Origin of the sequence: Dokdonia ponticola, from assembly GCF_042653865.1 — a bacterium.
Taxonomy (GTDB): Bacteria; Bacteroidota; Bacteroidia; order Flavobacteriales; family Flavobacteriaceae; genus Dokdonia; species Dokdonia ponticola.
On record NZ_JBHSFV010000001.1, the window covers coordinates 418692 to 424862 of the forward strand.

Below are 6171 nucleotides of genomic sequence, written 5' to 3' on the forward strand. Positions count from 1 at the left end.
ACAACTGACTCATGACAACACTCATTAAATTTATTATCGGGGTACTTACTTCACTTTTGGTCACATCGTGTGTATTTAACGGCAATTTTGGTCAAGTGAGAGGAAACGGAAATGTACAAACAGAAAATTTTAATATCTCTCAAGATTTTGACGGCGTTTCTGCCGGAAATGGCTGGGATGTATATTTAGAAAAAGGAACAGAAGTATCTGTTATTGTAGAAGCAGATGAAAATATCATTGAACTTGCTGATATTTACGTAAAAGGAAATACGCTAAAAATCTATTCTGAAAAGAATATAGGAAATGCCACTTCAAAAAAAGTGTATGTGACCTATGTAGGTAACTTACAGTCCATAAAAGCAAGTAGCGGAGCAGATATTGTGACCAAAGAAGTTTTAAAAGGAGAAGAACTGAGTCTAAATGTATCTAGCGGAGGATCTATAAAAGCTGAAGCTATTGTGCGTAATATAGATACTGGGGTAAGTAGTGGTGGTACTATACGCCTTGCAGGAAGCTCAGAAAAACTAGACGCAAGTGTCTCTAGTGGTGGTACTATAAATGCCAAAGAATTGAGAGCAAAATATGCTACTGCAAAAGCTTCTAGCGGAGGAACTATGGATATTAGAGTAACCGATAAACTATATGCACGTGCTTCTAGTGGCGGCGATATTGATTATTGGGGAAATCCTAAAGAAGTGGATAAACCAAGGAAAAGTGTTTCTGGAGGAAGTGTAGACGCAAAAGATTAATACATAACCTACACAATAAAATAACCAATCTAAATATGTGTGCAATCACTGCTCTTGATTCACACAAAAGCCCGCAAATTTTGCGGGCTTTTTAAATGATATGAATTCGCACTTCAAAGGAAGTAGATTTTTATTGAAATATAAAAGAGAATTTTAAGCCTCTGCTTCTACCTCACTCTCTTTTGCTGCTAAGTATCTTTCTGCATCTAGTGCTGCCATACACCCGGTACCCGCTGCAGTAATCGCCTGACGATATACGTGATCTGCTGCATCTCCAGAGACGAATACACCTGGTACATTTGTTTTTGCTGTTCCAGGTTTATTGATAATATATCCTGTTTTGTCAAGATCTAAATAGTCTTTAAAAATATCTGTGTTGGGTTTATGACCAATAGCTACAAAAAATCCTGTGGCAGGAATCTCGTGTTTCTCATTTGTTTGGTTATTAAATACACGTACCCCTGTCACCACTTGTCCGTCTCCTAATACTTCGTCTGTCTCTGTATTGTAGAGGATTTCGATATTTGGTGTATTCTTCACACGAGCTACCATAATCTTCGATGCTCTAAATTCGTCACGACGAACAAGCATCGTGACCTTTGAACAAAGTTTAGATAAGTAATGTGCTTCTTCAGCTGCAGAATCTCCAGCTCCTACAATCACTACTTCTTGATTCTTATAGAAAAAACCATCACAAATCGCACAGGCAGATACTCCTCCTCCGAGATTTAAATACTTTTGCTCAGATTCAAGTCCTAGATACTTTGCAGTAGCTCCTGTTGAAATGATAATGGTATCCGCATGAATTTCTGTCTCTCCATTCACCCATACTTTATGTACATCTCCAGAAAAATCAACTTTAGTGATCCATCCGTCACGTACATCTGTATCAAATCGTTTTGCTTGATTCATAAATTCAATCATCATAGCAGGTCCCGTAATTCCATCTGGATATCCTGGAAAATTCTCTACTTCAGTGGTTGTTGTTAGTTGACCTCCTGGTTGCATTCCCTGATATAAAACAGGTGCCATATTTGCTCTTGCTGCATAAATAGCAGCTGTATATCCAGCAGGACCAGATCCTATAATTAAGCATTTTACGTGTTCGATTTCCATATTTTTTAAGCTTTCGCGAATCTACCTCCCAGCAGGCAGGAGCGTATGTGTTTTACAGACGCTGATTCACTTGTTAATTTAAATACTAAAGTAAGACTACAAAAGTAGCTTTTTATGCAGTTACCTTACAAAAAATCTTATCAAGAAAACTAATGAGTTAATAACAGTATGCAATGATCTTACTATCTAAAAATATCAGATAATGACAAGGATCATGTACATTTGCGTAACTTAGTATTACATTTCTAAAAAATATAGTATGAAAACCAATCTCTTTTTCATTTTACTACTCACGATCACAGGTGTAAGCTGTGCACAAGAAACACGAACAAACGATTTTGAACTGATTCAAAACGATAATTACACCATAGAAATGGTGGTTCCTGAACTAATCAACCCTTGGGGTCTTACCTTCTTACCCGACGGAGCCATGCTTATTACAGAAAAAAGTGGCGAGCTGATTCATTTTAAAGACAGTACAAAAACAATAATTACAGGTGTTCCAGAAGTCTCTGCTCGTAATCAAGGAGGATTACTAGATATAAAGGTACATCCTGACTATAAAAATAACGGTTGGATATACATCACCTACTCGTCTGTAGAAGGCGAGGAAGAAGGTGCACATACCGCCTTAATGCGTGCGAAACTTGAAGGGACATCCCTCGTAAATCAAGAAGTCCTTTACAAAGGAGCGCCAAACACAAGAAAGAGTCATCATTTTGGTTCTCGTATTTCATTTGACAATAAAGGGCATGTTTTTTTTACCATAGGGGATCGTGGTGATCGTGATACAAATCCGCAAGATATCACTCGTGATGGCGGGAAAGTATACCGACTTAACGAAGATGGAAGTATTCCTAAAGACAATCCATTTGTTGGGCAAGCTGACGCCAAAGAAGCGATCTGGTCGTATGGTCACCGTAACCCACAAGGAATGGCTATTCATCCAAAAACAGGAGACATTTGGACCCATGAACATGGACCGCGTGGTGGTGATGAAGTAAACATTCCCGAAGCAGGAAAAAATTATGGATGGCCTGTCATCTCTTACGGAATCAATTACAGCGGCACCTCATTTACCGAGATCACAGAAAAAGAAGGAATGGAACAACCTATTTATTACTGGGTACCATCTATCGCACCTTGTGGAATGGACTTTGTGTCTGATAGCAAATATCCCGAACTTGATGGAAGTTTACTCGTAGGCTCGCTTAAATTCAAGTATGTAGAACGCCTCATTTTAAAAGGAAATACCATCGTAGGTCGTGAAAAATTATTGACAGATGCAGGACGTATGCGTAATGTTGTTATGGGACCAGATGGATTTATATATCTAGGTATCGAAGGTGTGGGTATTGCTCGTATAGTAAAAAAATAATATGAAAAAAATAATCACACTCGGTTGTGTAGGGCTTATCCTTATGGGATTTACGTTCCATACAGAAACTGCTACCTATACACCCCAAGATCCGCTTAAAGAAAGTATGGAAAGAGGTGCTGTTGTATATACAGACTATTGCATTCAGTGTCATTTGGGAAAAGGTGAAGGAATTCCTGGAACATTCCCTCCTTTAGCTAAATCTGACTGGCTTACTAAAGACAATATCACAAACGCTATTCAGGTAGTGAAATATGGACAAACAGGCGAAATTACTGTCAATGGAGAAACCTACAATGGTGTCATGGCAGCACTAGGCCTTTATGATGATGAAGTCGCCGATGTGATGAATTACATTCTAAATAGTTGGGGAAATTCTCATGATCAAATGATTACGGAAGATCAAGTAAAACAAGTAACGAAAGACTAATCCTTTTAAGCTTAGTTTCTGCCTTTTTTTGCTTTCGCGAAAGCGTAATTTTTAAAAATAAATGGAATTACATCACTCTTTACTACAATATTGAGACAAACTTAAAATACAGAAATTATTAGTGTATCCTTTCAGTGACCATATATAATGTAATCTAGATAATTATAAAATAGGTACAGTGACAGAAAATAAAGAACCTAAAACTATTGCTATCGTTGGTTGTGGTCCTCGAGGGTTATCTGCTTTAGAAAGTTTATATGCTGAGGCAGCAAAAACCAATACAATTATATATAGTTTGGTATTTGAAAAAACTGCGCATCCAGGTGCTAGTCCTGTGTATGATATCAATCAAGAAGATAGTAATTGGTTAAACGTTGCAGAAAGAGCTTTAGATATTCAGGATCGAGAAAAAATAATTTTTGATACCTTTTCTATCCCTGCGTTTCCAACGTTTCAAGAATGGATAGGCTATTCTGATGAAGAGTCAAACGCGACTGACGTTGATATATTTCCACTTCGTTCTACAATGGGAATGTATTTAAACGAGCGGTATAAGAGTATTGCAGATGTTTTATTAGAGAAAGGATTATTAACCTATATCCAAGGGGAGGTACAAGCTATGTATCCTGATCATCATCAGGTTAAAATTGATGTGATTGGCGGACAACATTTTATAGCAGATGAAGCGGTGTTAACTATAGGACATCAACCTATTGAGCTTGATGAACAACTGGCTACATGGAACGAACAGGTTATAAATATGAATACGCCTGTACTTTTCACGCAGCCATATCCTATAACTCGAATCCTAGAATCAAAGGTTATTACTTCTCAAAACACTGTAGGGATCAGAGGATTTGGATTAGCAACGATAGATTTATTGAGGGCGCTTAGTGAAGGGATGGGTGGTATATTTAAAATGAAAAATGAATCCACAAGAGAAATGGAATATATTTCTAGCGGAAAGGAGCCAAAAACAATAGTTCCCTTTTCGTTAGATGGTTTACCCTCAAGCCCAAAGCCTTTAAATAAAAAAATAGATTCTTTATACGTACCAACTTCAAAGCAGTTAACCGATTATAAAAAAAGTGTAACCACAGCAATTGATTCAGCTAAAATTTTGGAGAGCACAAATTTTCTTATAGAGGCTATTTCTCCACTTATTGTTGACACCTATGTAGCGAACGACATGAACGCTATCGCACATGAACTCAGCAAAAGTGATATTAAAAAAATTGTTGAATCCTGGCTTTATGATGAAGATTTCAAACACGCTCTTATCATTCCTACAGATATACCTGCGAAAGAAATTTTACAATTATTTGTTGGTATGGCTACTGGACATAAAGCAGTAAGCCTAGATTTTTGCATAGGTCATGTTTGGAGACATTGCCAACCAACGATGTACAAACTACTATCGTTTGCTCCATTATCTGATGAATTACTCGCAGATATCATAGCATTAGACGAACGCCTAAAACGCTACTCATATGGCCCTCCTGTAGATAGTCTTTGTCAGATAATTGCTTTAGAAAAGGCGGGCAAATTAACATTAGACTTCGTAAACGATCCTGACATTAAACTAACAAAAAATGGATGGATACTTTCCAAAAACAAAAAGTCTGTTTCCGTTGAAATTATGATTAACGCTGTTTTACCAGCTCCACAAATTTTAAAGGTAACGTCCCCATTACCTAAAGGACTTATAACTAGTTCAAAAATAGAAGCATTACATGACACACTAGGAATTCGCACACAAAAAAATGGAATAACTGAGTTTGATAATACTGAACAAAGTTTTCCTTTGGCAGTTCTTGGTCGGCTTGCTAAGGGTTCTTTGATTGGAGTCGATGCCATCGCAGAATGTTTTGGTATTCGTTCAGAATTCTGGGCAGAAGGAGTTCTAAAAAGAATACACCAAAAGAATAAACAAATTTAACATATGTGAAGCTACGCTTCTTACTTTTTTTATTTCTGTTTGCTTACCAAAACTATGTTTTGAACGCTCATCAACAGGATGTATAGAATCCCAAAAACCCTTTGTTGCAAATAGAAAAGTGAAGCTACGCTTCTTACTTTTTCATTTCTAAACGCTTTTCAAAGCTATGCTTTGAGCGCTCATCAACAGGATGTATAGAATCCCAAAAACCCTTTGTTGCAAATAGAAAAGTGAAGCTACGCTTTTAAACCAAAACATTCTAAACTACGTTTTGAATACACATCAACAGGATGTACAGAATCCCAAAAACCCTTTGTTGCAAATAGAAAAGTGAAGCTACGCTTTTAAACCAAAACATCCTAAACTACGTTTTGAATACACATCAACAGGATGTATAGAATCCCAAAAACCCTTTGTTGCAAATAGAAAAGTGAAGCTACGCTTTTAAACCAAAACATTCTAAACTACGTTTTGAATACACATCAACAGGATGTACAGAATCCCAAAAACCCTTTGTTGCAAATAGAAAAGTGAAGCTACGCTTTTAAACCAAAACATT

Annotated in this window: 5 protein-coding genes; 4 read left to right on the forward strand and 1 reads right to left on the reverse strand. The window is 37.0% G+C overall.

Features of this window, described 5'->3' with window-relative positions; all coding sequences use genetic code 11:
• The first annotated feature begins 11 nt into the window (after nt 1-11).
• Nucleotides 12-749 carry a head GIN domain-containing protein gene (locus ACFO3O_RS01965; RefSeq protein ID WP_379976851.1) on the forward strand — a complete coding sequence of 246 codons (738 nt, stop codon included), beginning with the start codon at nt 12-14 and terminating at the stop codon, nt 747-749.
• A gap of 153 nt (nt 750-902) precedes the next feature.
• Here the strand turns inward: ACFO3O_RS01965 and trxB are convergent, their stop codons facing one another.
• Nucleotides 903-1865: a thioredoxin-disulfide reductase gene (gene trxB, locus ACFO3O_RS01970; RefSeq protein WP_379976852.1), complete on the reverse strand. Its 963-nt coding sequence runs from the start codon at nt 1863-1865 to the stop codon at nt 903-905.
• A 259-nt stretch (nt 1866-2124) separates the two neighbouring features.
• On the opposite strand from trxB, the gene ACFO3O_RS01975 reads away from it, so the two are divergent.
• From ACFO3O_RS01975 to ACFO3O_RS01985, 3 genes are all read left to right on the forward strand, one after another.
• Nucleotides 2125-3243 carry a PQQ-dependent sugar dehydrogenase gene (locus ACFO3O_RS01975; protein ID WP_379976853.1) on the forward strand — a complete coding sequence of 373 codons (1119 nt, stop codon included), beginning with the start codon at nt 2125-2127 and terminating at the stop codon, nt 3241-3243.
• Between the two features lies 1 nt (nt 3244).
• Nucleotides 3245-3673, forward strand: a complete 429-nt coding sequence (locus ACFO3O_RS01980) for a c-type cytochrome (RefSeq protein ID WP_379976854.1) — start codon at nt 3245-3247, stop codon at nt 3671-3673.
• A gap of 178 nt (nt 3674-3851) precedes the next feature.
• Entirely contained in the window at nt 3852-5612 is a 1761-nt protein-coding gene (locus ACFO3O_RS01985; RefSeq protein WP_379976855.1) for an FAD/NAD(P)-binding protein, read from the forward strand.
• Nucleotides 5613-6171: the final 559 nt, after the last annotated feature.